The organism is Bradyrhizobium sp. STM 3562 (assembly GCF_045571435.1).
GTDB lineage: Bacteria > Pseudomonadota > Alphaproteobacteria > Rhizobiales > Xanthobacteraceae > Bradyrhizobium.
Map to the genome: position 1 here is coordinate 8,151,334 of NZ_CP120694.1, position 25,063 is coordinate 8,176,396.

20 protein-coding genes and 1 pseudogene are annotated in these 25,063 nt (G+C 63.9%); 15 read left to right on the forward strand and 6 right to left on the reverse strand.

What is annotated here, in order from left to right; genetic code table 11:
- Positions 1 to 105 precede the first annotated feature (105 nt).
- Entirely contained in the window at positions 106 to 924 is an 819-nt protein-coding gene (locus tag P6U23_RS37665) for an acyl-CoA thioesterase (protein WP_407177334.1), read from the forward strand.
- A 303-nt stretch (positions 925 to 1,227) separates the two neighbouring features.
- On the opposite strand, the gene P6U23_RS37670 is transcribed toward P6U23_RS37665, so the two are convergent.
- Together P6U23_RS37670 and P6U23_RS37675 are read right to left on the reverse strand one after the other, a co-directional pair.
- The gene (locus P6U23_RS37670) at positions 1,228 to 2,844 is read right to left on the reverse strand and encodes a phosphoenolpyruvate carboxykinase (RefSeq protein WP_407177335.1); all 1,617 of its coding nucleotides are present in this window, start codon (positions 2,842 to 2,844) and stop codon (positions 1,228 to 1,230) included.
- A gap of 400 nt (positions 2,845 to 3,244) precedes the next feature.
- Positions 3,245 to 3,947: pseudogene (locus tag P6U23_RS37675) on the reverse strand (HugZ family protein).
- A gap of 204 nt (positions 3,948 to 4,151) precedes the next feature.
- On the opposite strand from P6U23_RS37675, the gene P6U23_RS37680 reads away from it, so the two are divergent.
- The 5 genes from P6U23_RS37680 (at position 4,152) to P6U23_RS37700 (ending at position 8,130) form a co-directional block, all read left to right on the forward strand.
- The gene (locus tag P6U23_RS37680; RefSeq protein WP_024509302.1) at positions 4,152 to 4,853 is read left to right on the forward strand and encodes a response regulator transcription factor; all 702 of its coding nucleotides are present in this window, start codon (positions 4,152 to 4,154) and stop codon (positions 4,851 to 4,853) included.
- A 95-nt stretch (positions 4,854 to 4,948) separates the two neighbouring features.
- Positions 4,949 to 6,745 carry a stimulus-sensing domain-containing protein gene (locus tag P6U23_RS37685; RefSeq protein WP_407177336.1) on the forward strand — a complete coding sequence of 599 codons (1,797 nt, stop codon included), beginning with the start codon at positions 4,949 to 4,951 and terminating at the stop codon, positions 6,743 to 6,745.
- The gene (locus P6U23_RS37690) at positions 6,742 to 7,269 is read left to right on the forward strand and encodes an HPr kinase/phosphorylase (protein ID WP_407177337.1); all 528 of its coding nucleotides are present in this window, start codon (positions 6,742 to 6,744) and stop codon (positions 7,267 to 7,269) included. The genes P6U23_RS37685 and P6U23_RS37690 overlap by 4 nt, the downstream gene beginning before the upstream one ends.
- Before the next feature lie 133 nt (positions 7,270 to 7,402).
- Complete coding sequence (locus tag P6U23_RS37695) at positions 7,403 to 7,804, forward strand: PTS sugar transporter subunit IIA (protein ID WP_024509305.1); 402 nt, start codon at positions 7,403 to 7,405, stop codon at positions 7,802 to 7,804.
- Positions 7,801 to 8,130 (forward strand): HPr family phosphocarrier protein, encoded by a 330-nt coding sequence (locus P6U23_RS37700; RefSeq protein WP_407177338.1) that lies wholly within the window; start codon positions 7,801 to 7,803, stop codon positions 8,128 to 8,130. Before P6U23_RS37695 ends, P6U23_RS37700 begins: the two co-directional genes overlap by 4 nt.
- A gap of 71 nt (positions 8,131 to 8,201) precedes the next feature.
- Here the strand turns inward: P6U23_RS37700 and P6U23_RS37705 are convergent, their stop codons facing one another.
- Positions 8,202 to 9,794 carry a glycosyltransferase family 39 protein gene (locus tag P6U23_RS37705; RefSeq protein WP_407177339.1) on the reverse strand — a complete coding sequence of 531 codons (1,593 nt, stop codon included), beginning with the start codon at positions 9,792 to 9,794 and terminating at the stop codon, positions 8,202 to 8,204.
- A gap of 115 nt (positions 9,795 to 9,909) precedes the next feature.
- Here P6U23_RS37705 and lepA point away from each other — a divergent pair, with 115 nt between their 5' ends.
- From lepA to P6U23_RS37720, 3 genes are all read left to right on the forward strand, one after another.
- On the forward strand, positions 9,910 to 11,721 hold the full coding sequence (gene lepA / locus P6U23_RS37710) for a translation elongation factor 4 (protein WP_407177340.1): 1,812 nt from the start codon (positions 9,910 to 9,912) through the stop codon (positions 11,719 to 11,721).
- Between the two features lie 186 nt (positions 11,722 to 11,907).
- The gene (locus P6U23_RS37715) at positions 11,908 to 13,080 is read left to right on the forward strand and encodes an acyl-CoA dehydrogenase family protein (protein ID WP_407177341.1); all 1,173 of its coding nucleotides are present in this window, start codon (positions 11,908 to 11,910) and stop codon (positions 13,078 to 13,080) included.
- A gap of 117 nt (positions 13,081 to 13,197) precedes the next feature.
- Complete coding sequence (locus P6U23_RS37720) at positions 13,198 to 15,165, forward strand: methyl-accepting chemotaxis protein (protein ID WP_407177342.1); 1,968 nt, start codon at positions 13,198 to 13,200, stop codon at positions 15,163 to 15,165.
- A gap of 42 nt (positions 15,166 to 15,207) precedes the next feature.
- Here the strand turns inward: P6U23_RS37720 and P6U23_RS37725 are convergent, their stop codons facing one another.
- On the reverse strand, positions 15,208 to 17,436 hold the full coding sequence (locus tag P6U23_RS37725) for a putative bifunctional diguanylate cyclase/phosphodiesterase (protein WP_407177343.1): 2,229 nt from the start codon (positions 17,434 to 17,436) through the stop codon (positions 15,208 to 15,210).
- Positions 17,437 to 17,936: 500 nt separating this feature from the next.
- On the opposite strand from P6U23_RS37725, the gene mepA reads away from it, so the two are divergent.
- From mepA to modC, 5 genes are all read left to right on the forward strand, one after another.
- Complete coding sequence (mepA, locus tag P6U23_RS37730) at positions 17,937 to 18,896, forward strand: penicillin-insensitive murein endopeptidase (protein ID WP_407177344.1); 960 nt, start codon at positions 17,937 to 17,939, stop codon at positions 18,894 to 18,896.
- A gap of 173 nt (positions 18,897 to 19,069) precedes the next feature.
- The gene (locus tag P6U23_RS37735; protein WP_407177345.1) at positions 19,070 to 19,600 is read left to right on the forward strand and encodes a hypothetical protein; all 531 of its coding nucleotides are present in this window, start codon (positions 19,070 to 19,072) and stop codon (positions 19,598 to 19,600) included.
- A gap of 168 nt (positions 19,601 to 19,768) precedes the next feature.
- Entirely contained in the window at positions 19,769 to 20,566 is a 798-nt protein-coding gene (gene modA, locus P6U23_RS37740; RefSeq protein WP_407181716.1) for a molybdate ABC transporter substrate-binding protein, read from the forward strand.
- 1 nt (position 20,567) lies between these two features.
- On the forward strand, positions 20,568 to 21,263 hold the full coding sequence (gene modB / locus P6U23_RS37745; RefSeq protein WP_024509316.1) for a molybdate ABC transporter permease subunit: 696 nt from the start codon (positions 20,568 to 20,570) through the stop codon (positions 21,261 to 21,263).
- A gap of 2 nt (positions 21,264 to 21,265) precedes the next feature.
- Complete coding sequence (gene modC, locus P6U23_RS37750; protein WP_407177346.1) at positions 21,266 to 21,931, forward strand: molybdenum ABC transporter ATP-binding protein; 666 nt, start codon at positions 21,266 to 21,268, stop codon at positions 21,929 to 21,931.
- A gap of 101 nt (positions 21,932 to 22,032) precedes the next feature.
- Here the strand turns inward: modC and P6U23_RS37755 are convergent, their stop codons facing one another.
- Positions 22,033 to 23,226 carry a CaiB/BaiF CoA transferase family protein gene (locus tag P6U23_RS37755; RefSeq protein ID WP_407177347.1) on the reverse strand — a complete coding sequence of 398 codons (1,194 nt, stop codon included), beginning with the start codon at positions 23,224 to 23,226 and terminating at the stop codon, positions 22,033 to 22,035.
- A 42-nt stretch (positions 23,227 to 23,268) separates the two neighbouring features.
- The gene (locus P6U23_RS37760) at positions 23,269 to 24,198 is read right to left on the reverse strand and encodes a glycine reductase (protein WP_407177348.1); all 930 of its coding nucleotides are present in this window, start codon (positions 24,196 to 24,198) and stop codon (positions 23,269 to 23,271) included.
- A gap of 331 nt (positions 24,199 to 24,529) precedes the next feature.
- On the opposite strand from P6U23_RS37760, the gene P6U23_RS37765 reads away from it, so the two are divergent.
- Positions 24,530 to 25,030, forward strand: a complete 501-nt coding sequence (locus tag P6U23_RS37765) for an outer membrane protein (protein ID WP_407177349.1) — start codon at positions 24,530 to 24,532, stop codon at positions 25,028 to 25,030.
- Positions 25,031 to 25,063 lie beyond the last annotated feature (33 nt).

Genomic DNA, 25,063 nt, shown 5'->3' on the forward strand with positions numbered 1-25,063 from the left:
TTTGCGCTGTCATTCCGGGGCGCCTCGAAGAGGCGAACCCGGGATCTCGAGATTCCGGGTTCGATGCTTCGCATCGCCCCGGAATGACGGAGCCCTAAACGACTCATGCTGACCAAAGCTCCACATCTCTTTGACGACGCCACCCGTGTCACGGCCGGCGACAGCCGCTGGCAGGGACGGACCAGTCCGGATTATTGGGCCTTCGTCGGCCCGTTCGGCGGCTTCACGGCGGCAACCATTTTGCGTGCGCTGCTCGAGCATCCGCAGCGCGCGGGCGATCCGCTGTCGCTCACCGTCAACTATTGCGCACCGATTGCGGAAGGCGCGTTCGATCTCGACGTCCGCCTGGTCAAAGCCAATCGCTCGACGCAGCATTGGTGCGTGGAGCTGTCGCAGGACGGCTCCGAGCCGGCCACGCTCGCCACGGCCGTGTTTGCCGAGCGTCGCCCGTCATGGTCGCACCAGCAAGCAACGATGCCGGATGCCAGGCCTTTCGAGGAGATCAAGCCCTATCCGAAGGTCGCGGCGGCCTGGGTCAATCAATATGATTTCCGCTTCATCGAGGGCGCGGTGGACTTGCGCGGCGGCACGCAGGCGCAGCCGGCGACCGCCTTCTCCAAGCTCTGGATCGGGGATCGCGTGCCGCGAAAGATCGATTGCCTGTCGCTGATGGCGATGTCGGACGCGTTCTTCGCGCGGATCTTTCATGTCAAAGGCGAGCTGGTGCCGATCGGCACGGTGTCGCTGACGACCTATTTCCACGCCGACGCGGACGACCTCGCGAAGGAAGATGTCACCCGCGTGCTCGGCGCCGCCGACGCGAAAATCTTCCACAAGAGCTTCAGCGATCAGTCCGGCGAGTTATGGTCGCCCTCCGGCCGCCTGCTCGCGACCACGACTCAGATGACGTATTTCAAGGCGTAGTCGACAGGATGTTGAACCGTCATCCTGGAGGAGGCCGCGAAAGCGGCCGTCTCGAAGGATGAACGCCCCCCGGGGTGCGACAGCCGAGCCGTCGCCCTTCGAGCCTCGCGGAGCCTGTCATCGGGCCGCGCTTCGCGCGGACCCGGTGGCGAGCACCTTCGGGAGGGGACGGGGCTAGAATCGGGTTTGCTGGACCGAACTGCTTATTTGATCGCCACCGGCGCGATGCGCAGTATCGCCCCGGAGGCTCGAGATTCCGGGTTCGCTGCTATCGCAGCGCCCCGGAATGACTGCGCAACGAAATCACTCCGCCGCGAGCTTCACTTCGGGCGCCGCGGCGCGAACATCGGCATCGACCTTTTCCTCGAACTTGGCGAAGTTCTTCTGGAACATGCCGACCAGGCTACGGGCGGTCTTGTCGAACTCGTCCTTGTCCTTCCAGGTGTTGACCGGGTTGAGAATTTCGGTCGGCACGCCGGGCAGCGCGGTCGGCACCGCGAAGCCGAAATATTTGTCGGTGCGGAACTCGACATTGCGCAAGCTGCCATCGAGGGCCGCGGTGAGCAACGCGCGCGTCACCTTGATCGGCATGCGGCTGCCGACGCCGTACTTGCCGCCGGTCCATCCGGTGTTGACCAGCCAGCAATCCACATTGTGCTGGGCGATCAGCTCGCGCAGCATGTTGCCATAGACCGACGGATCGAGCGGCAGGAAGGGCGAGCCGAAACAGGTGGAGAATTCCGGCTGCGGCTCGGAGCCCAGGCCACGCTCGGTGCCGGCAACCTTCGCGGTGTAGCCCGACAGGAAGTGATACATCGCCTGCGCCGGCGACAGCTTTGCGATCGGCGGCAACACGCCGAAGGCGTCGGCGGCAAGCATCACGACGTTCTTCGGATGGGGCGCCTGCCCCGTGCGCGAGGCGTTCGGAATGAAGTCGAGCGGATATGCCGAACGGGTATTCTCGGTCTTGGAGCCGTCGTCGAAATCGACCTCGCGCGTATCTTCGTCAAGCACACAGTTCTCCAGCACGGCGCCAAAGCGCTTGCTGGCGGCGTAGATCTGCGGCTCGGCTTCCTTCGACAGCTTGATGCACTTGGCATAGCAACCGCCTTCGAAGTTGAAGACGCCGTCCGGTCCCCAGCCATGCTCGTCGTCGCCGATCAATGTGCGGTTGGGGTCGGCCGACAGCGTCGTCTTCCCGGTGCCGGACAGGCCGAAGAAGATCGCGGTGTCGCCTTTGGGCCCGACATTGGCCGAGCAGTGCATCGGCATCACGCCGCGCTCGGGGAGATAGTAATTGAGCGTCGTGAACACGCTCTTCTTCATCTCGCCGGCATAATAAGACCCGCCGATCAGGACGATCTTGCGGGCGAAATCGATGGCGACAACATTCTCCGAGCGCACACCATGGCGTTTGGGATCGGCACGGAAGCTCGGCATGTCGATGATCGTGAGCTCGGGCACGAAGGTCGCGAGCTCGACCGCCTGCGGGCGGATCAGGAGCGTGCGGATGAACAGCGAGTGCCAGGCGAGTTCGGTGAAGACCCGCGTCTTGATCCGGTAGGTCGGATCGGCGCCGCCATAGAGATCCTGAGCGAACAGCCGCTTGCCTTCGGCGTGCTTCAGGAAATCCTGATAGAGCGCCTCGAATTGCTCCGACGTGATCGACTGGTTGCCAGCCCACCACATCTTCTTGTCCGTCATCGCATCGCGGACGGTGAACTTGTCCTTCGGGCTGCGCCCGGTGAACTCGCCGGTGTCGGCGCATAGCGCGCCATCGGCGGATAGCACCGCCTCTCCTGCGATCAGGGCGTATTGATAGAGCTGTGGTGCGCCGAGATTCCAATGCACCTGCTTGAGATTTCTTAAGCCGAATTTGTCGGCACCGAAGGCACCGTTACGCACACCCGTCTCTTGCACGAAGCATCCTCCTCGAACCTGCATCACCCGGCGCGAACCTCATCTCGTGCGCGCCGCTTCTGCGGTGCCACTATAGCCCCACCGGCCCAGGTCCGGCGACTTATTACTTGATGAACGCTCGGCTTGCCAAGCCGATCCCCCGCGATTGGTTTATTCAAGCAGATCGGCGATGCATCTCAATCGCTTGCCGCGGCGCGGCGCAATTTGCGGCACAGTGTGCGTGACAATGCGCCGCGACCGCCTGCGGCGTGGGCAGCTTTTGCGGCGCACAACAATGCGCCGCATGATACCTGCGCGCCGAACGCCGGCGAAAGAAAGAAATGGCGGCGATCGAGTGGCGGCTTCTTTCGCGCGCAAGAATCGCGAGAACATTTCATCGCTCGCGGCGGCTCGGACCGGCTCAAGCCGCCGCGCGCGCCTGTTCGGCCAAGCTGACCAGCATCTTGCGCAGTTCGGTCGGGCCCGTGACGTGCCCGGGAAAATCCAGTCGCAACGTTACATCGCCCGCGTGCAGGTCGATGCCATCAGGGTCGATCGACGTACAGCGCCAATCGCCGCGCTGCGCGCCGAAGAGCCTCGTCGCATAAAGATTGATCGCATCACGATGGTCCGCGTTCATCTGCGCGATCGCACCTACCTCCGCCTCGATCAGCGCCCGCGAATCACCAATGTCCGTCAAGACCTGTTCCGGCTCGAGATCGAGAATGCGCCCGAATCCGGCCACCAGATGGGCTCCGTTCGGCACGATCTGGAAAAAGGAAAAATCGGCAAAGTCGACGAAGCCTTCCGCACTCGGATGGGCCGCCAGATAGCGCCGCCGCACGAGTGCCCGCTCGTCCGGTCCGGTGGCCTCCGCCTGGCCCTGCAGCAGCCCGCTCGTCCAACATCAAGGAAACCCTGGGGGCAGCCAGGATATTGCGGGTGTGCACCGCCAGGCGCGAAATCAGCAGGATTGGCGTTCCATCGGGGTGGCTCGCCAGGTTAACCAGGGAGCAATAGGGGGCGCCCCTTCCGGTCATTAACGTCGCCAGCGCCCCCTCCCGCCGACGCCGCAGCAGCGAGCGCGCCGATTTGGAAGCGTTGAAAGCGGTACCCCGTTGCATCGATTTATCGCGTCATCTTGTTGCAATGAGGCCCTTTTTTCGGGTAAAGGGGGCCTTGATGGGTGCGGGACGGGAGGCGTCCCTGGGAACTCGGTCACACTTCAGCCCAGCTTGCATTGCTCGCTGACCGTGTTTGAAGCCCATTCATGCGGCGCATCACCTGGATTGCCCGCCGTTCAGCAAACCCGAACTGAAAGCAGGCTCATGCCCACAATCGCTCTGGTCGACGACGACCGCAACATTCTCACCTCCGTCTCGATCGCGCTGGAAGCGGAAGGCTACCGCATCATGACCTACACTGACGGCGCTTCCGCGCTAGACGGGTTCCGCACCACCCAACCGGATCTTGCGATCCTCGATATCAAAATGCCGCGCATGGACGGCATGGAGACACTGCGCCGGCTGCGGCAGAAGTCCGATTTGCCGGTGATCTTTCTGACTTCCAAGGATGAAGAGATCGACGAATTGTTCGGCCTCAAGATGGGCGCTGACGATTTTATCCGCAAACCGTTCTCGCAGCGGCTCCTGGTGGAGCGCGTAAAGGCGGTGCTGCGCCGTTCGCAGCCCAAGGATCCAACCGCCGTGCCGAAGGAGAACGACGCCAAGGCGCTCGACCGCGGCCTCCTGCGCATGGATCCGGAGCGTCACACCTGCACCTGGAAGAACGAGCCGGTGACGCTGACGGTCACCGAATTTTTGATCCTGCAGGCGCTTGCGACACGGCCCGGCGTGGTGAAGAGCCGCAATGCGCTGATGGATGCCGCCTATGACGACCAGGTCTATGTCGACGATCGCACGATCGACAGCCACATCAAGCGGCTGCGCAAGAAGTTCAAGGTGGTCGATCCTGAGTTCGAGATGATCGAGACCCTCTACGGAGTCGGCTATCGTTTCAAGGAAGCCTGATTCGAAACGCTGTTTCCCGCGTTTCGCGCCTCACGCCATCTGGGGTAGGATGGCGCAACAAACAAACCAGTCGAAACAATCGGCAGTGTTGACCATTGCTTGATCGAACGCAGCCTGATGCAGGACTGAACGCGTCGGATGTTTCCTCATCCGTGGTTCTGGATGCCGCGGAGGCCGAGGCACCGCGTCTGAAGGGCTGGCAGCGGCCGCTCGGATGGCTGAGCCGTGCCGGGCAATTCCTGTTCACGCTCTCCTTCTCGAGCCTGACGCGCCGGATCGTCTCGCTGAACATCGCGGGGCTGCTGGCGCTCGTCGCGAGCATTCTCTACCTCTCGCAATTCCGCGCCGGCCTGATCGACGCGCGCGCCCAGAGCCTTCTGGTGCAGGCCGAGATCATTGCCGGCGCAATCGCGGCCTCCGCGACCGTGCAGACCAACACCATCACGATCGACCCCGACCGGCTGCTCGATCTCAAGCCCGGCGAGACCATCGGCGCGCCCGACGAATATTCGCCGCTCGATTTTCCGATCAATCCCGAACGCGTCGCACCGGTGTTGCGCACGCTGATCTCCCCGACCAAGACCCGCGCCCGGATTTATGATCCGAACGGAGGCCTGATTCTCGACAGCCGCAACCTCGAAAACGTGTTGCGCTTCGACCTGCCGGCGCCGTCGAAGCCGGGGATCGTCGAGCGCGTGCTGACCGCGGTTCGCACCTGGATCAATCGCGGCGACCTGCCGCTCTATCGTGAATATGAGAGCGGCTCGAGCTACGAGGAGGTTTCCGACGCGCTGAAGGGGCAGAAGCGCAGCATGGTGCGCGTCAATTCCCGCGGCGAGGTCATCGTCTCGGTGGCGGTGCCCGTGCAGCGCTCGCGTACCATTCACGGCGCCTTGATGCTGTCGACGCAAGGCGATGACATCGACCAGATGGTGACCGCGGAACGGCTGGCGATCCTCAAGGTCGGCGGGGTGGCGTCGGCGGTGATGATGCTGCTCTCGCTCCTGCTCGCAAGCACGATCGCGGGTCCGGTGCGCCGGCTGGCCGACAGTGCCGAGCGCGTCCGCCGCCGCATCAAGACCCGCGTGGAAATTCCCGACTTCACCCGCCGCCGCGACGAGATCGGCCATCTCTCCGGCGCGCTCCGCGACATGACGGACGCGCTCTACAATCGCATCGAGGCGATCGAGATGTTCGCGGCCGACGTCGCGCATGAGCTGAAGAACCCCCTCACCTCGCTGCGCTCGGCAGTAGAAACCCTCCCGCTCGCACGCAACGAAAACAGCCGGAGCCGGCTGCTCGGCGTGATCGAGCATGACGTCAAACGGCTCGATCGGCTGATCTCCGATATTTCCGACGCCAGCCGCCTGGATGCCGAATTGCAGCGCCAGGACATGGCGCCGGTCGATGTGCGCCGCCTGCTGACGACGCTCACCTCGGTGGCCAACGAGACCAAGCTCGGCCATGACGTCGGCGTCGAGGCGCGCTTCGAGGGACGAAGCGCCAACGACACCTTCTCGGTGCCCGGACACGATTCGCGGCTCGGTCAGGTGATCACCAATCTCTTGTCCAACGCGCAGTCGTTCTCGGAGCCCGGCAGCAAGGTGCGGATCTACTGCCGGCGCGTCCGCTCGGAAATCGAGGTCGTGGTCGATGACGACGGGCCAGGCATACGCGCCGATGCGCTGGAGCGCGTCTTCGAGCGCTTCTACACCGACCGGCCGCATCAGGGATTTGGGCAGAACTCCGGACTCGGGCTATCGATCTCCAAGCAGATCATCGAGGCGCATGGAGGACGCATCTGGGCCGAGAACCGCGCAGGTCCTGCTGGTCCCGACGGCGAGCCGACCGTGGCCGGCGCGCGCTTCGTGGTCAGGCTGCCCTCGCTATGACAGAGGCGGATAGGCCGAGCGTGCATGCCTCCGCCGTCAAGGTAGGCGAGCGCGCGGTGCTGATCCGCGGTCCCTCCGGCGCCGGCAAGTCCCGCCTCGCCTTCGATCTGATTCTCGCCGGCCGCAGCGGGCAGCTCCCGCCGGCGGTCCTGGTTGGCGATGACCGTGTCCGGTTGGACACAGCCGGCGGAGAATTGTTGGTGCGCGCGGTGCCCGAACTGGCCGGCCTGATCGAGATTCGTGGGCTCGGAATCCGCGGCTGCGACTTTGTGACCGAGGCGGCCGTTGGCCTCGTGGTCGATCTGGGCGCCTCCGATGCGGCTCGCTTGCCGCCACCCGAATCGCTTCAGATCAGCCTTTTTGGTGTTTCGCTACCGCGAATTCCCGTGGCGACAGACCAAAACCCCTTCCCATTGGTTGTCGCCGCCTTGACGACAACTGCAAGTTCATCTTCCGTTAACCATTCGGGCCATTGTGGGAAGGGAATTGGTAACCATATCACCCCCACTATCGCGACCGAATAGACCGGCGCGGCTCCCCTTCCGCTACCGCCAGATTCCGGGAGAACCGCAAACATCCCCCCTTGCGCGGGGGCTCTGGATGGTCAAAGTGGCGCGTTCGTGCGGTGCGTCAAAAAGCACCCGCGAGGAGTTTCCGATGATTGGGCTAGTACTGGTGACCCATGGGCGCCTCGCCGACGAGTTCAAGGCGGCGCTCGAACACGTCATGGGTCCGCAAAAACAAATCGAAGCGGTCACGATCGGCGCCGAAGATGATTCCGATCTCTGTCGAAGCGATATCATTGAAGCGGTCAACCGCGTGGATTCGGGCGATGGCGTTGCCATCCTCACCGATATGTTCGGCGGCACACCGTCCAACCTTGCGATCTCCTGCATGAGCCGCCCCAAGGTCGAAGTGCTCGCAGGCATCAATCTTCCCATGCTGGTCAAGCTCGCGAAGGTTCGCGAGGAGCGCTCGCTGCCTGACGCAATCGCGATGGCGCAGGAAGCCGGCCGCAAATACGTCACCATCGCCAGCCGCGTTCTTGCCGGCAAATGAGCGACGATGACGCGGCACTGGAGAACATTCCCGGGCCGCGGGTGCCCGAGGGGGCCATTTCCAAAGAGCTTCTGATCGTCAACAAGCGCGGGCTGCACGCACGCGCCTCCGCAAAATTTGTCCAGACGGTGGAGCGCTTCAGCGCCGAAGTTTGGGTGACCCGCGGCAGCGAGACCGTCGGCGGCACCTCGATCATGGGACTGATGATGCTCGCAGCCGCGCCCGGCACCACCATCAAAGTCTCCGCGATCGGCACTGAAGCGGAAGCCGCGCTCGCCGCCATCACCGAACTCGTCGAGAGCAAATTCAACGAAGAAGGCACGTGAGGGGCGCGGCGAACGCACTCCGATGCCGTCCCGGCGAAAAGCTGGAACAACAGCGTTTATTTTCCTGGCAACTATTTCCCCGGCGGCTCGATAAAGATCTTCCACGCGGTCGATGGCCCCGGGTGGCCCTGGAAGAAGCGCTGCGTGCTCATCACGAGTTGCTCGGCATTGGGCGCATTTTCTTTCATCCAGGCCTCGCACGTCGGCAGCCGTGCATCCGTCGTGTCGCAAATCCCGATGAAGCCGAGTCGTTTGGCTTCGTCCAGCGACGTCAGCCCGGATGACCACACTTCGCCGGGCGTGAGCGGCGCCGGATGATCGGGGCTGTAGAAGGTCATGGGTTCGCCGATTTCAGTGGTGCCGGCCACCACCGCCCAGCGCGAGCCGAAGCGCATATGCCAGGCCTGCGTCAGCTCCCGCGCCAATTGCGAGCGCGCGGCATAGGTGCTCGCACCATTCGGGCTCTTAGGGATGTCGCTAAGCGCAATCCTGGGGGCGGCGGCGAGCGTGACGAGCGTGATCACCAGCCATATCGCCGTAATCCGAAACAGCGCCATCGCCGGCACGCGCAATCGAGGAATTGCGATCAGCGCGAGCGGCGTGAGGAAGAACAGCGAGATTCCCCAATCGGTCTTCATGTAAATCGTGAAGGCGAGCCCGCCGAGCGGCGGCCCGATCGCGACGATGATCTGAATGATCCAGATGTTCAGTGCCTGCGGAAGCTTTACCGCCGGGCTCGGTCGCGGCGACCAGATCCGCGCCAGCAGCCGCGGCCGCCACGCCAGCGCCAGCAGACCGACCAGGATCGGAGCCGCGAGCAGCCCGGCATTATGCACGACGTAACCGAGCACGAGCTGCGCGCTTTGCGCGCGGCTCGACAGCCCGTAGACATCGCCGGCATAGGTCAGCGGTACGAAATCGACCTGTTTCAGCCAGATCAGATGCGGAATCATCGCGACGACCATGGTCGCGATCGCGACCCATGGCGCGGGCGAGCGCAGAATCTTCAGGCGATCGGGGTGGATCAGGGCCGCGAGGCCGATGGCGCCGATCATGGTCAGCACCCAGTATTTGGTCATCAGCGCCAGCGCGCCGGCAAGTCCGAGCCAGATGCCCGACAGCCAGCTACGCTTTTCGAAGGCATTGAGATAGGCCAATACCAGCAGCGGCAGAGTAACAAGCTGCAGCAGGTCGGGATTGTATTTAAATCCCTTGAAATTGAAGATCGGATACAGCGCGAGCGTCACCACCATGAAGAATGCGCGGCGGCGATCGACCACCCGCAACGCGATCAGGTAGCAGAGCACGAGTCCCACGCTCACCGTCGTCATCGCCAGGAGGTAGGTGGCCCAGTCGGCGACCGGGAAGAAGCTGAACCAGAGGCCCGCGACCCACCCCGACAGGGGCGGATGCTTGCCGTAGCCCAACTGGAACTTTTGACCCCAGGCAAAGGCCTCCGCCACGTCCATATGGACGTCCTGCGCCGCCTTCAACTTGATCAGGATGAGGGTCCAGAGCAGGGCATGCAAAAGCGCAAAGGTAATCACGAGCCAGAGCCCGGTCTCGGGATCCCGGGCCCGGGCCACAAGCCACGCGGCAGGCCGCCGCAGCGTCAGACGGCGGCGTGCGCGAAAGGCGGCGGGTAAGAAGGATGCAGTCGACATGGCCTCACGCGTAGCGCTTTTTGGGGGCAAGTGGAATCAGCTTGGCGTGAACAAAAGCCCTTAGAATAAAGCTATATGGTTGCCGGCCAGAGGGGCCAATGCTATCCCGCCGCCCATGACGACCGTGCCCATTTCCAACATCCGCAACTTTTCCATCGTCGCCCATATCGACCATGGCAAGTCGACCCTGGCCGACCGCCTGATCCAGATGACCGGCGGCCTGTCGGATCGCGAAATGGCCGGCAAGGAACAGGTGCTCGATTCCATGGATATCGAGCGCGAGCGCGGCATCACCATCAAGGCGCAGACCGTGCGGCTGCACTACCGCGCCAAGGACGGCGAAGATTACATTTTCAATCTGATGGACACGCCCGGCCATGTCGACTTCGCCTACGAGGTCTCGCGCTCGCTGGCGGCCTGCGAGGGATCGCTCTTGGTGGTCGACGCGAGCCAGGGCGTGGAAGCGCAGACGCTCGCCAACGTCTATCAGGCGCTCGACAACGATCACGAGATCGTGCCGGTCCTGAACAAGATCGATCTGCCCGCCGCCGAGCCCGACAAGATCAAGCAGCAGATCGAGGACGTGATCGGCATCGATGCATCCGATGCCATCATGATCTCGGCCAAGACCGGCCAGGGCATTCCCGACGTGCTGGAGGCGATCGTCACCCGCCTGCCGCCGCCAAAAGGCGACCGCGACGCGACGCTGAAGGCGCTCCTGGTCGATAGCTGGTACGACGTCTATCTCGGCGTCGTCGTGTTGATCCGCGTCGTCGACGGAGTAATGAAGAAGGGTAGCCGCATCCGGATGATGGGCACGAAAGCGGCCTACGACGTCGAGCGCGTCGGTTTCTTCACGCCGAAGATGCAACAGGTCGACGAACTTGGGCCCGGCGAGATCGGCTTCATCACCGCCGCGATCAAGGAAGTCGCCGACACCCGCGTCGGCGACACCATCACCGACGACAAGAACCCGGTTAAGGAGATGCTGCCGGGCTTCAAGCCGGCGATCCCCGTGGTGTTCTGCGGCCTATTCCCGGTCGATGCCGACGATTTTGAATCGCTGCGCGCAGCGATGGGAAAATTGCGCCTCAACGACGCGAGCTTCTCCTTCGAGATGGAGACCTCGGCCGCGCTCGGCTTCGGCTTCCGCTGCGGCTTTCTGGGTCTTCTGCATCTGGAGATCATCCAGGAGCGCCTGTCGCGCGAATTCGATCTCAACCTGATCGCGACCGCGCCGAGCGTGATCTACAAGATGCATCTGACCGACGGCTCGCGGATCGAGATCCACAATCCCGTCGATATGCCCGACGTGGTCAAGATCGCCGAGATCGAGGAGCCCTGGATCGAGGCGACCATCCTTACTCCCGACGAATATCTCGGCAGCGTGCTGAAGCTTTGCCAGGACCGGCGCGGCTCGCAGAAAGAGCTCACCTATGTCGGCAGCCGCGCCATGGTGAAATATGACCTGCCGCTGAACGAAGTGGTGTTCGATTTCTACGACCGCCTGAAATCCGTCTCCAAGGGCTACGCCTCGTTCGATTATCACCTGACCGACTACAGGCCAGCCGATCTCGTGAAGATGCAGATTCTGGTGAACGGCGAGCCGGTGGATGCGCTGTCGATGCTGGTGCATCGCACCCGTGCCGAGGGCCGCGGCCGTGCCATGGTCGAAAAGATGAAGGAGCTGATCCCGCCGCACATGTTCCAGATTCCGATCCAGGCGGCGATCGGCGGCAAGGTGATCGCCCGCGAAACGGTGCGCGCGCTGCGCAAGGATGTCACCGCGAAATGCTACGGCGGCGACATCACCCGCAAGCGCAAGCTTCTGGAGAAGCAGAAGGAAGGCAAGAAGCGGATGCGCCAGTTCGGCAAGGTCGACATCCCGCAGGAAGCCTTTATCGCCGCGCTGAAGGTGGATAGCTGATCCACGGTCATTCCGGGGCACGCCGATCGGCGCGAACCCGGAATCTGCAGATTGTGGCACGAGATTTCCGGGTTCGCGCTTTCAGTGCGGCCCGGAATGACAGTGTTGCCCTATCTTGCTCTCTTCCGCCAGATAGATCACCATTGCGACCTCCAATCAGACCCAAAAAGGGCGGAGGAAACGCGAATGAACCGGCTTCCCGCATTCGGCCTTGTCGAGCGCGCACGCGCGTTGCAGCCACTGATCACGCAGGAGGCCGACGAGATCGAACGGACACGGCGGCTGACGCCGGCGGTCACCGCGGCCCTGATCGAGAACGGGCTTTATCGGGCACTGTTGCCGCAGAGCTTGGGCGGCGCGGAAGCGCCGCTCGAAGTGTTCATGCAGATGCAGGAGGAGGTCGCCAAGGCCGACGCATCAACCGCCTGGTGTCTCGGCCAATGCAGCGTCTGCGCCATGATCGCGGCCTATCTCGATCACGACGTCGCGGAGGAGATCTTCAACACGACGCCGGGCATCCTGGCCTGGGGAGCCATCGCCCATTCCGTGCGCGCGGTCCCCGGCGGTTACAAAGCGAGCGCGCGCTGGGATTTCGCGTCGGGCTCACGACAGGCGAGTTGGCTCGGCGCACATGTCAGAATCGAGGAAGCAGACGGCACGCCGCGCAAGAGACCGGACGGTTCGCCCGAAATTCGCACCATCCTGTTTCCGGTGACCAGCGCCACGATGTACGACGTCTGGGACGTCATCGGCCTCAAGGGCACGGGCACCGACTCCTATTCGGTCGACGACCTCTTCATCCCTGAACAATATGCGGCGCTTCGCGACGAGCCTGCGGCCCTGCGCGAGGCAGGGCCGCTTTACAAGCTCTCCACCAACATGGTGTTCAGCATGGGCTTTGCCGCGACCGCGCTGGGCGTGGCGCGCGCCACGCTCGACGCCGCGATCGAGCTGTCACGCAAAAAGACGCCGCAGGGCCTTTCCGCGATGCGCGAGAACAACGCCGTTCAAGGCCTGATCGGCCGTACCGAGGCCTGCTTGCGCGCCGCGCGGGCCTATCTCTACGCCACCGCAGCCGAGGTCTGGCGCGATCTGGAAGCCGGCGCGGCCATTTCCGAGGACAACCGGATCGCGCTCCGCATCGCGGCAACCTGGACGATCCACCAAGCCGCCTCCGTGGTCGATACCGCCTATCACATGGCCGGCGCCACCGCCGTGTTCGCCGCAAATCCGTTCGAGCGGCGCTTCCGCGACATGCATGCCATCGCCCAGCAAATCCAAGCCCGCGATACCCATTACGAGGACGCCGGGCGGGTGATCCTTTCGGGCAAGCTGCAAGGACCGCCCACAACGCGCTGAGCGGACAGCAGCGCCGCGCGGCTGCGACTTACGGCTAGCCTAACCGTACGGTAGCATTAAGCAATATTAATCAATCTTGGGTATCCCGACCCACTCCAGTGCAGTTCGGGAATGCCCATGTTCAAGCTTCGTTCCATCGCCGCCCGCCTGATCCTCGCGATTTCGCTTACCGTCGCGGCGGCCTGCGGAATCCTCGGGACTTTCTCGATCCTGCAGCAGCGCTCGCTGACACGGCTCGCGCTCGAACAGCAGCTCAAGCTGGATTATGACAGCGTGGTCGCGGCGATCGACTATGAAGGGCGCGCGACGCTCGCCGTCAGCTCGACCATCGCGGCGCTGCCGCCGGTTGCCGACGCCATTGCCAAAGGCGATCGCGACGCGCTGGGCGCGCTGCTTGTCGGCGCCAACAAGGCGCTGAAGGAGCAAGGCATCCCGCTGATCTCGTTCCAGACGCCGCCGGCGACCACATTCTATCGGGTACACAACCCCAAGACCTTCGGAGACGATGTCTCCAAGCGCCGCATCACGGTTGCGGAAGCGCTGAGGGCCGGCCGGCAAATTGTCGGCGCCGAACCGGCGCTGGAGTCGCTGGGGATTTTTGGCATGACGCCGATCATGCGCGACGGCAAGGCCTTTGCGAATGTCGACGTTGGCGCCGCCTTCGGCAAAGAGTTCGTCGAGCGTGCCAAGCAGCGCTTCGGCATCGACCTCGCCGTGCAATGGTTCGACGGCAAGAGCTTTAAGAGACTGTCCTCCACCTTCGGTGACGTCGAGGTTGCCACGCCTGAGGAGCTGAAGGCTGTGTTCGAGGGTGCGACACTGGACCGCGAGCTCACGTTCCAGGGTCATTCGGCCGCCATCTATGTCGGGCAGATCAAGAATTATGCCGGCCAGCCACTCGCGGTGCTCGAGATCATCAAGGATACCACCGAATACGAGGCAGCCGCGACCCGCGCGCAAACCACCCTGCTGCTGGCAACGCTCGCCATTCTGGCCGTCGCCGCCCTGCTGGCCTTCCTGCTCGGCCGCGGCATGTCGCGTCCGCTGACCGCGATCACCGCGGTGATGAACCGCCTGTCGAGCGGTGATACGTCGGTGGCCATTCCGGGCGGCGAGCGCATGGACGAGGTCGGCACCATGGCACAGGCGGTGGACGTCTTCCGCCTCAACATGATCGAGACGCAGAAGCTGCGCGAGGCGCAGGAGGCGGCCAAGCTGGAGACCGAGCGCGAGAAGCGAGCGCTGCAGAAGCAGATGGCCGATCGTTTCGAAGCGGACGTCAAGAGCGTGGTGGCCGCGGTCGCGAAAGCCACCGAGGAGATGCAACGCGCCGCCGGCGAGATCACCACCAGCGTGAATGGGACCTCGCAGCGCGCGGCGGCCGCGGCCGCGGCGTCGGAAGAGGCGTCCACCAGCGTCGGCACGGTGGCCGCCGCGACCGAAGAACTCGCCTCTTCCGTGGCGGAGATCGGCCGTCAGGTCACCCACTCCTCCGGCGTCGCCGACGAAGCGGTCGGCAAGGCCGACAAGACCACCGAAATGGTCGCAAGCCTGGCCTCGGCCGCCGAGCGGATCGGCGACGTGCTGCGGCTGATTGACGCGATCGCGAGCCAGACCAACCTGCTCGCGTTGAATGCGACGATCGAAGCGGCGCGCGCAGGCGAGGCCGGCCGCGGTTTCGCCGTGGTCGCCGCCGAGGTGAAGGAGCTGGCGAGTCAGACGGCTAAAGCGACCGAGGAGATCGCAGGCCAGGTCGCCGCGATCCAGTCCGCGACCGGCAATTGCGTCACCGCCATCGGCGGCATCAGCCAGACCATCCGCGACATCAGCGGGATTGCCGCCAGCATCGCGGCCGCGGTCGAGGAGCAGGATTCGGCGACGCGCGAGATCGCGCGCAGCGTGCAGCAGGCCGCCGCCGGCACCAGCGAGGTCTCGCAGAACGTTGCCGGCGCAAGCCAGGCCGCCGACCGCTCGCGCGCATTGGCTGAAAGCGTGATGACGGCATCCGGCCAGCTCAGCCGGCACGCTACCGCGTTGTTCGAAAGCGTGGATACGTTCCTGGCCGGCCTGCGCGACGCGGCGTAAACCCGCAAAGCTCGTAGCCGGCTTTGCGGCGCCGTCACCGGGTCAAGCGACGCGCGCCTGCGCCGAACGCGCCTCCCGCGAGACTGCAGTGTCGGCCCCGCGCTGCGCCCGCAACAGCTCGACGATTTCATCGTTGGGGCGGGCACGGCTGAACAGAAAGCCCTGCCCCTCATCGCATCCTTCGGCGCGCAGGCAGCTCAGCTCGGCTTCGGTCTCCACGCCTTCGGCGGTGATGGTGACGCCGAGCCCCTTGCCGAGGCTGACGATCGAACGGATGATCGCCTGCGCCTCGCGGTTGGCGCCGAGGTCACGCACGAAGGACTGGTCGATCTTGATCTTGTCGAAGGGGAAGCTGCGCAGATAGCTCAGGCTGGAATAGCCGGTGCCGAAATCGTCCATGGAGATGCGCACCCCCAGTGCGCGAAGCGCATGCAGCGTCGCCAGCACCTGGCTGCTCTTCTCCAGGAGCAGCGTCTCGGTGATCTCGAGCTCCAGCCGCTTGGCCGCCAGGCCTGACTGCTTCAGAGCATCCATCACGAGCGCCAGCAGATTGCCGGTGCGGAATTGCGCGGGCGACAGGTTCACGGCGACGCGAACTTCGTCGGGCCAGCTTGCCGCGTCCATGCAGGCGCGCCGCAGCATCAGACCGCCGACCCCGTTGATGAGGCCCGTTTCCTCTGCGATCGGAATGAACTCGGCCGGCGACACCATGCCGCGCTCCCGGTGCGGCCAGCGCACCAGCGCCTCGAAGCCGGTGATGCGACCGCGGGACAGGTCGATCAGCGGCTGGTAATACGGCCGCAGTTGCTCATTCTGGATGGCCTCGCGCAGATCCGTCTCAATCTTGCGCCGGCTCTGCGCCCGCGCGTCCATGCCGGCTTCGAAGAAGCTGAAGGTGCCGCGCGAGTCGTTCTTGGCGCGCGAGAGCGCCATATCGGCGTTCTTCAACAATTTTTCCGAATCGTCGCCGTCGCCGGGCGCCATCGCGATGCCGATCGTGGCGCCGATGACGAGCGAATGGCCGTCGAACAGAAAGGGATCGGCGATCGCCTCAAGCAGGCGCCGCGCGAGCAGCACCGCATCTTCGGGACGCGTCAATCCGCTCTGAATGACGGCAAACTCATCGGAGTTGAGACGGGCAAGCGTGTCTTCCTCGCGCAGGGTCGAGCGCAGGCGCTTGGCGACGGCGCGCAACAGACGATCGCCAAGGCCGTGCCCGAACGTGTCGTTGACCGCCTTGAAGTTGTCCAGCCCGAGCACCAGCACCGCGACCTTGTCGACGCTCCGGCGCGTGTGCGCGAGAACATCATCCATCTGCTGCCGCAGCAGATTGCGGTTCGGCAGCCCGGTCAGTCCGTCATGCTGGGCCAAGAAGGCGAGCCGCGCCTCCGCGCGCTTGCGTTCGCTGATGTCCATCAGCGCCAGCAGCATCGCGGGCCGTTCGTTGTACACGAGCTCACGGGAATAGATGGCAAGATCGATCAGCGATCCGTCGGCCTTGACATGCTTCCAGGTCCGCGCCGCGTGCTCGTCGCTCGAGCGAGCGCCATCCCATGGCGGCTCGCTCTCGAATGCCTGCAGATTGCGAATGGTGAGCCTTTCGAATTCGGCCCGGCCATAGCCATAATGCTCGACCGCGGCGTCGTTGACGGCGAGAATGCGGCCGTCGTCGAGCGCACAGACGATCATCGGAACGGGATTGCCGTCGAACAGAAGACGGAATGATGCCTCACGCTGCTTCAGCTCGGTGATGTCGACGCGCAAGCCGACGACACCGCCGTCCTTGGTCAGCCGCTCCTCGATCAAGATGGTGCGGCCGTCGGCGAGCTTCTGCTCATGGCGCTCGCCGGGCTGGTGCATCTTGGCTATTCGCTCGGCGATCCATTGTTCTTCGCACCCCACGGCTTCGGGGTAGTCGCCGCGGGCGACGCCGACGCGAAGCGTATCCTGCAGCCGCACGCCCGGCTCGAACAGATCCGCGGTTCGGCTGTAGATCTCCGCGTACTTCTTGTTCCAGAGGATATAGCGTCCCTCCGCATCGAGAAAGACGATGCCTTGGGGCAGAATCTCGATTGCTTCGCGCAGCCGCTCGTGTGACTTCCGCGCTTCCGCGATTGCGGCCTCCGCTTCGGCGCGGGCAGTCTCAGCGGCTTGAAGGATAGAACGCTGGCGCTCCCTTGCGAGCTTCGGCGTGGGCTTGACGGGACGGCGCGACTTGCGGGTGGCCACCGCAAGCTTGAGTTTCTTTTTGACTGGCCGGATTCTCGGCATCGAGCGCCCCTACTCGCATTCTGCGCGGCCCGTGTTTTCAGCCAAGTGTCTTAAAAAAAAGGTATCTTTCCGCTTTGGCCTATCGCCTAGCGTGCGAACCCTCTCCTTTTTCGGATCGCGAGCTGCCGTTTTATGAGGCGAAGAATCAGGCACAAGTGGATCACGGCGTTACAGCACAACTCGCAGTTGGCAACCCTCGACATCAAATCATCGCTGTCCGCTTGAGGCTGGGGACTATGCGAGTGGCCTGCTCAGGCAATGCGCCCGTCGTCGTTTGCGCGCATGAAATTTGATCAATCGTGAGAAGGGTTATCGCGTAGTTAAGAAGGACGCGTTGTGAGCACGTCGCGCAGGGTTCGAGCGCGGTCATTACATCCTGGCAAACGTGTGGAACGAAGGCCAAAGCACCTGCCTGGCCACAGCGGCAGTGGATCAAGCAATTGCGACTGGGACATTTCGGCCGCTTTCATGCTATTCTCTTCTGCAACTAGGGTGATGCGATGCTGATCCGCCAGATTCTCATCCCGCTCCTGTTCAGCACTCTCTGTGCCACCGCTTCGGCGGCCCTGGCCCAGGACAGAGGCAGCCTCGACCCGAAACCGCTGCCGCCGCTTGCCAATCCCAACGATCCCAAGCTTCCGGCCAAGGAACTGTTCGCCCGCAAGGTGCTGCCGGCGGCGATGCCGCCACGCGCGATCGGCTCTTATTCCAAGGGCTGTATCGCGGGCGCCATGGAGATGCCGATCACGGGCGACACCTGGCAAGTGATGCGGCTGTCGCGTAACAGGAACTGGGGCCATCCGGACCTGATCGCGCTGCTCAAACGCTTGTCGGCGAAAGTGCACAAGGACACCGGCTGGCCGGGAATCCTGATCGGCGACATCGGCCAGCCCCGCGGCGGCCCGGCACTGACGGGCCACGCCAGCCATCAGATCGGGCTCGATGCCGACGTCTGGCTGACCCCGATGCCCGATCACCTGCTCTCGCGCCAACAGCGCGAGGACATGCCCGCGACCATGATGGTTCGCGACGACCGGCTCGACGTCGATCCCAAGGTTTTCACACCCTTTCAGCTCACGATGTTGCGCGATGCCGCGCAGGAGCCGCGCGTGCAGCGCATCTTCGTCAATGCGGCGATCAAGAAGGCGCTGTGCCGCGAGGCCACGGGCGACCGTAGCTGGCTTGCAAAGATCCGCCCCTGGTACGGCCACGATTATCATTTCCACATCCGCATGAGATGCCCGCCCGAGGACGGTGCTTGCGAGGGCCAGAAGGATCAGCCGGAGGAAGACGGCTGCTCGCCCTCCGATCTCGCCTATTGGTTCAAGGATTCGATCCTCCATCCCGAGCCGCCGAAAGAGCCGCCGAAGCCGGAGCACGGCATCACGCTCGCGCAATTGCCCGCGGCCTGCCGGCAAGTGTTGCACGCACCGGACGCCAAGCACTACGCGAAGCAGTAACAACCTCGTAGGCGGGCTATCCATCGGCGATGCGGGTAAGCTAATATTCGCCGTGGTCGCGCCGTAAGCGTGCACCGAACCGTGGGACGGTGGTCCTGTCATTAATTCCGGTTTTGCAGGCCGGCTCCGCTCGCGGGCTTTGCCCGTGTGCCGTCGGCTCTATGGGGATCACCATGCGTATCAATGCACGTGGCCAGATCAAAAGCAGCCTCGTCGCGCTGCTGTTCATTGCCTTGGCCGCGCAGGCGCTGGCCGCGGAGGAGCCAAGCGGCTGCGATAAATTCAAATGGCCGATCGATCGCGAACGCGCGGCGCTGACCGCGCCGGACCGCGCCAGGTTCACCTCGGGCCATGAGCTCGCCACCATCCCACCGAGCGGCATTGTGCTGGCGCTGGTCGCGCCGAATGAGGCCAGGCTGCCGATGCCGCCTGAACGGGCGCCGAAGGAGGGCACATTCGCCGGCTTCACACGCTTGAAGGATCCGCCCAAGGCCGGCGTCTACACCATCAGCCTGTCGGCCGGCGCCTGGGTCGATGTCATCCAGGACGGACATTTCCTCAAGCCAAAAGCCTTCAGCGGCGCCACCGATTGCGACGGAATCCGCAAGACCATGAAGTACGAGCTCGCGGCGAGCCCCTTTGTGCTGCAAATCAGCGGCTCCAAGGATGAGCAGATATCCATCGCCATCCTGCCATCGGAATGAAGGGACTTTACGCGACGCCTCAGGCTGTTATGTTCCGCTCGTGACATCCCGATCGGCCGTAAGCCAAAGGGGATGCGCGGAACGGCGCTTCCGCCCGTCGCAATCCGAAAATCCCGACGCCCGCCTTGCGCGCGCTTGCCGCGCGCCGGGCGCGCATGGAGCGCCATGATGCCTCGCTTTGCCGCTTTTCGCTTTGCCGCCTTCCTGCTGGCCCCCGTCCTTTGCGGATGGCTGAATTCGCCTGCGAGCGCCGAGGACAGGACGCTCACCGTTTTCGCCGCCGCTTCGATGAAGAATGCGCTTGACGACATCGATGCGGCCTTCACCGCAAAGACCGGCGTCAAGGTCTCGGCCAGCTATGCTGCGAGCTCGACGCTGGCAAAGCAGATCGAACAGGGCGCGCCCGCGGACATTTTTGTCTCCGCCGATACCGATTGGATGGACTATGCGATCGGCAAGAAAGACATCAACGAAGCGACACGTGTCAATCTGCTCGGCAACAGCATCGTGCTGATCGCACCGAAAGACTCCAAGATCGACAATGTCACGATCGCGCCCGGTTTCGACCTGGCAAAGCTCGCCGGCGATGGCCGCATCGCGACCGGCGACGTCAAATCGGTGCCGGTCGGCAAATATGCCAAAGCCGCGCTGGAAAAGCTCGGTGCGTGGCAGGCCGCGGAGCCGAAATTCGCGATGGCGGAAAGCGTGCGCGCGGCGCTGACGCTGGTGGCGCGCAGCGAAGCCGCGCTCGGGATCGTCTACTCGACTGACGCCAAGGTCGAGCCCGGCGTCAAGATCGTCGGCACCTTTCCGGCCGAAACGCACGCGCCGATCATCTACCCCGTCGCGGCGACCGCACACGCCAAGTCGGAGGCGGCCGAATATCTCGCTTATCTGCGCTCGCAGGCGGCCAAGGCCGTCTTCGAAAAATACGGCTTTACGTATCTGATCCACCCGACATCCTGACGTGATCGAGATTACGCCCACGGAATGGACGGCGATCCTGCTATCGTTGCGGGTCGCTTCGGTGGCGACACTGGTGGCAACCCCGCTAGGGATCGCGCTGGCCTGGCTGCTGGCGCGCCGCGACTTCTGGGGCAAGTCGTTCCTCGATGCGCTGGTGCATCTGCCGCTGGTGCTGCCGCCGGTCGTGACCGGATATCTTCTGCTGCTCACTTTCGGGCGGCGCGGCCTCGTCGGCGGCTGGCTCGCCGATACGCTCGGCATCGTGTTCGCCTTCCGCTGGACCGGTGCTGCACTCGCCTGCGGCGTCATGGCGTTTCCGCTTCTGGTGCGTCCGATCCGGCTGTCGATCGAAGCGGTGGACCAGAAGCTGGAGCAAGCCGCCGAGACGCTGGGGGCCACGCCATTTCGCGTGTTCCTGACGGTCACCTTGCCCATGGCCCTGCCGGGCGTGCTCGCCGGGATGGTGCTCGGCTTTGCCAAGGCGATCGGCGAATTCGGCGCTACCATTACTTTCGTCTCGAACATTCCGGGCGAGACCCAGACCATTTCGTCCGCCATCTATTCGCTGATCCAGACGCCGGACGGCGATGCCGCGGCGTTGCGGCTGGTCGTAGTGTCCGTCATCATCGCCGTTGCCGCGCTGATCGGCGCGGAATGGTTTGCCCGCCGCGCCACCAGACGCTTGCATGGAAATTGACGATGCTGCGCGTCGACATCGAAAAGCAGCTCGGTGAGTTCTCGCTGTCGGCTTCCTTCACCAGTGAAGGCCGCGTCACCGGACTGTTCGGCGCTTCCGGCGCCGGGAAGAGCTCGCTGATCAACATGATCGCGGGGCTCTTGCAGCCCGACCGCGGCACTATTTCTCTCGACGGAGAGATCCTGGACGACACCAAAAAGGGCATTCATATCCCGGCCTGGCGGCGCCGCATCGGCTATGTGTTCCAGGATGCGCGGCTGTTTCCGCATCTCAATGTGGCGCAAAATCTCGACTACGGGCGGCGCATGAACGGCATCGCCGATGATCCATCCCAGCGCAGGCGCGTGACCGACCTGCTCGACATCGGGCATCTGCTGTCTCGCCGGCCCGGCAAATTGTCGGGTGGCGAGCGCCAGCGCGTGGCGCTCGGCCGCGCTCTGCTGTCCAGGCCGCGGCTGCTCCTGCTCGATGAGCCGCTGGGAGCGCTGGACGAGGGGCGGCGCGCGGAGATCCTGCCCTACCTGGTGCGCCTGCGCGACGAGGCGCGGATTCCCATGGTCTATGTCAGCCACGACCCCGCCGAACTGCGCCAGCTTGCCACACAAATCGTGCTGCTGAAGAATGGACGGATGACGTCCTTCGGCGGGGTGAAGGTGCTGACGGGCTGACTCGTCATTCCGGGGCGACACGAAGTCTCGAATCCGGAGGTTGTGGCTGGAGATTCCGGGTTCGGTGCTTCGCATCGCCCCGGAACGACGGAGCTTGGGATTCAGACAACCTCCCGTGCCCGCAGCTCCGCGATCGCATCCGCATCGTAGCCGAGCGACGACAGCACCTCCTCGGTGTGGGCGCCGAGTGCGGGCGCCATTGAATCGAGACGGCCGCCGCCGTGGGCGAGCTTGAAGCCGCTGCCGGCAAGGCGCAGGCGGCCGTAAGCCGTATCGATCTCCTGAATGGCGCCGCGCGCGACGATGTGCGGATGATCGATGATCTCCTCGATCTTCCAGATGCTGGCGCAAGGCGCGCCGGCCGCGTCCAGGATTTTTTCCCATTCGCGCGGATTCTTCTTGGCGAGCGCCTCCTCGATGATGGCGCGCAGCGCGGGCTCGTTTTCCTGCCGTGCGAACCAATCGACGAAGCGCGGATCGGCCAGCGCATCTTCGCGGCCGAGCGCAATCATCAGCGCGCGGTACTGCTTCTCATTGTTCACGGCGAGCAGCAAATAGCCCTCGCCTGCCTTAAACAGATTGGCCGTCACCTTGCGGCTTACCGCCTGATTGCCGGACAATTGCTGGCGATGGCCGGCCACCGAGTAGTCGGCGATCTGCCCCGACAGGAACGCCAGCGACGCTTCCAGCATCGAGACATCGACAAGCTGGCCCTTGCCAGTATGGCTGCGCTGAAACAGCGCGCTGGAGACGCCGAACGCCGCCGTGGCGCCGGACAACACGTCACACACCGCAAAGCCGGCACGTGTCGGCCCGGTTTCGGGGTGACCGGTGATCGCCATGATGCCGCTCATCGCCTGGATCTTGCCGTCATAGCCGGCGGCAAGCCTCTCCGGACCGGTCTGGCCGAAGCCCGATATCGCGCAATAGATCAGCCGCGGATTGATCGCCGATAGCGCCTCATAGCCGATGCCGAGCTTGTCCATGACGCCGGGCCGGAAATTTTCCATCACCACGTCGGCTTGCGCGGCGAGCTGCTTGACGATGGCGATGGCTTGCGGCTTTTGCAGATCGAGCGTCAGGCTGCGCTTGTTGCCGTTGATGGCTTGAAAGGCCGGGGCGAGACCGCGCTCAGCCCATTCGCGGCTGAGCGGCGTGCGGCGCATGTCCTCGCCCTCCCGCCGCTCGACCTTGATGACGTCGGCGCCCAGAAGCGCAAGCTGGTAGCTCGCATAGGGACCGGCCAGCACCTGCGTGAAGTCGAGAATCTTCACGCCCTCGAACGGTCGGGTCACGTCGGCCTCCTCCCGATGGTTTTTTATTTATGGCTGCCAGCGTCAGGCGGCGCGATTGCCCCGCGCGATCTCCTTTTGCCTGTCGAACTCGGCGCGCCGCCGCGCCAGCTCGGCCTCGCTCATCTGCGCGATATTGTTGTAGTCGAGCTTCCAGGAGGCATCCTCGCTCCAGCGCAGCGGCGATTGCATGGTAGTGCGCGGGCCGAACGCCCGCTCTAGCAAACGCAACGCCAATTCGAGCGTCAGCGCCTGCGATTCCTCGTCATGCGGCTTGCCGGCGGAATTGCCGAGCGGGAAGTCGCTGAACAAAAAGCGCGGCACGGCCGCGTGCTCGACGATGTCCTTTGCGCATCCCATCACCACGGTGGGAATGCCATTGGCCTCGAGATGGCGGGCGACGAGCGCGGTGGTCTGGTGGCAGACCGGGCAGTTCGGCACCAGCACGGCGGCATCGACTTGATCGGCGATGCAGCGGGCAAGGATATCGGGCGCATCGGTTTCGATGGTCACGCGGTGGCTGCGATTGGTCGGCGCGCCGAAAAAGCGCGGTGCGACCTCGCCGATGCGCCCCTGAGCTTGCGCCTTCAAGAGCTGCGGCAGCGGAAACCAGGTGCCGCTGTCGGTCGCGCTGGTGTGCTTGCGATCATAGCCGATATGCGAGATACGCAAATCGTGCGGCTTCGACGTATCGCCGTCATAGACCTTGTAGAATTTTGCGCCGCCATTGTAGGGCGCGCCGGGCCCCTGATCGCCCTTCGCCGGATCATAGGGTGCCGCCGTTGTGACAATCGTCACGCGCGATTGCGCCAACGGTTTTTTCAATGCCTGGAACGGCGCGTCGACATAATGCGCCCAGCGATACGGGGTCGTGTAACCAATGGCGGCGTAGTATTCGCGGGTGCGCTGCATATAGGGTACGGGCGCATCGTAGTCGGGCGCGAAGCCGAATTGTTCATCTGAAGGGACGGACATGCTGGCGTCTCTGATGTCTCTCTGGGGTTTCCACCGTTGCGTTATGTCTTGGGTCCAAGAGTAGGGTCAGTTCGCCTGTTGCTCAACAGCAGATATGGCAGCGCTGCCCGGCTGTGCCGCGGACTCGCGTGGAGCCGTCGGCTTGTCCGGGACGACGCTGCAGCGTATAGTTTGCAGAACGTTGGTGGTAGCGCGGATGTCCATTTTCTCAGGCAGATTGGGTCTCGCACTCGTATTGGCGGCGCTCTGTGTGGGCGCGCGAACGGCCCACGCCCAGGCCGCCCCCGTGACATATTGGATCCCGGGTTGGCCCCTCGGCTTCAGCGGTAACATGGCCGCTGGCCAGGACGTCAACACGTACGGCGACTTTCCGAGCTTTGAGGCGAGTGACGCCCGCGGCGGCGGCTTCTCCTATGCGCGCTACAATTTTCCGAACGGCTGGTTTGTGGGCAACGAACGTGGCAATCTTGGTTTGAGCCTGAGCGGAATCAGCCAGAATTCAGCTTTTGGCAATTTCGGCTCGGTCTCTACCGAAGGCGTGCAGTTCGGCTACAACTTCGGAAGCGCGGGCGGACTGCCCCTCACGGTCTATGCCGGTTTCGACACATTGAAATACAATTCGGGCATCGGTGGCCCGTTCACCCCCTTCGACTCGGTCTCCAGCACACTGCCCGGCTATAGCGCGCACGCGGGCGTGGAGATCCAGGCCACGCCGAATGTCAGCCTGTCCCTCGGGGTCGGCTATACCCAGCAGTCGAGCCGCATCGACAGCGACATCAATTCACCCTTGCTGCCCGGCGCTTCTCCGTTTGCCTTCGGCGCTCGCCGCTGACGCACCCCGCCAGCACGCGGCCAGGATGGCGGC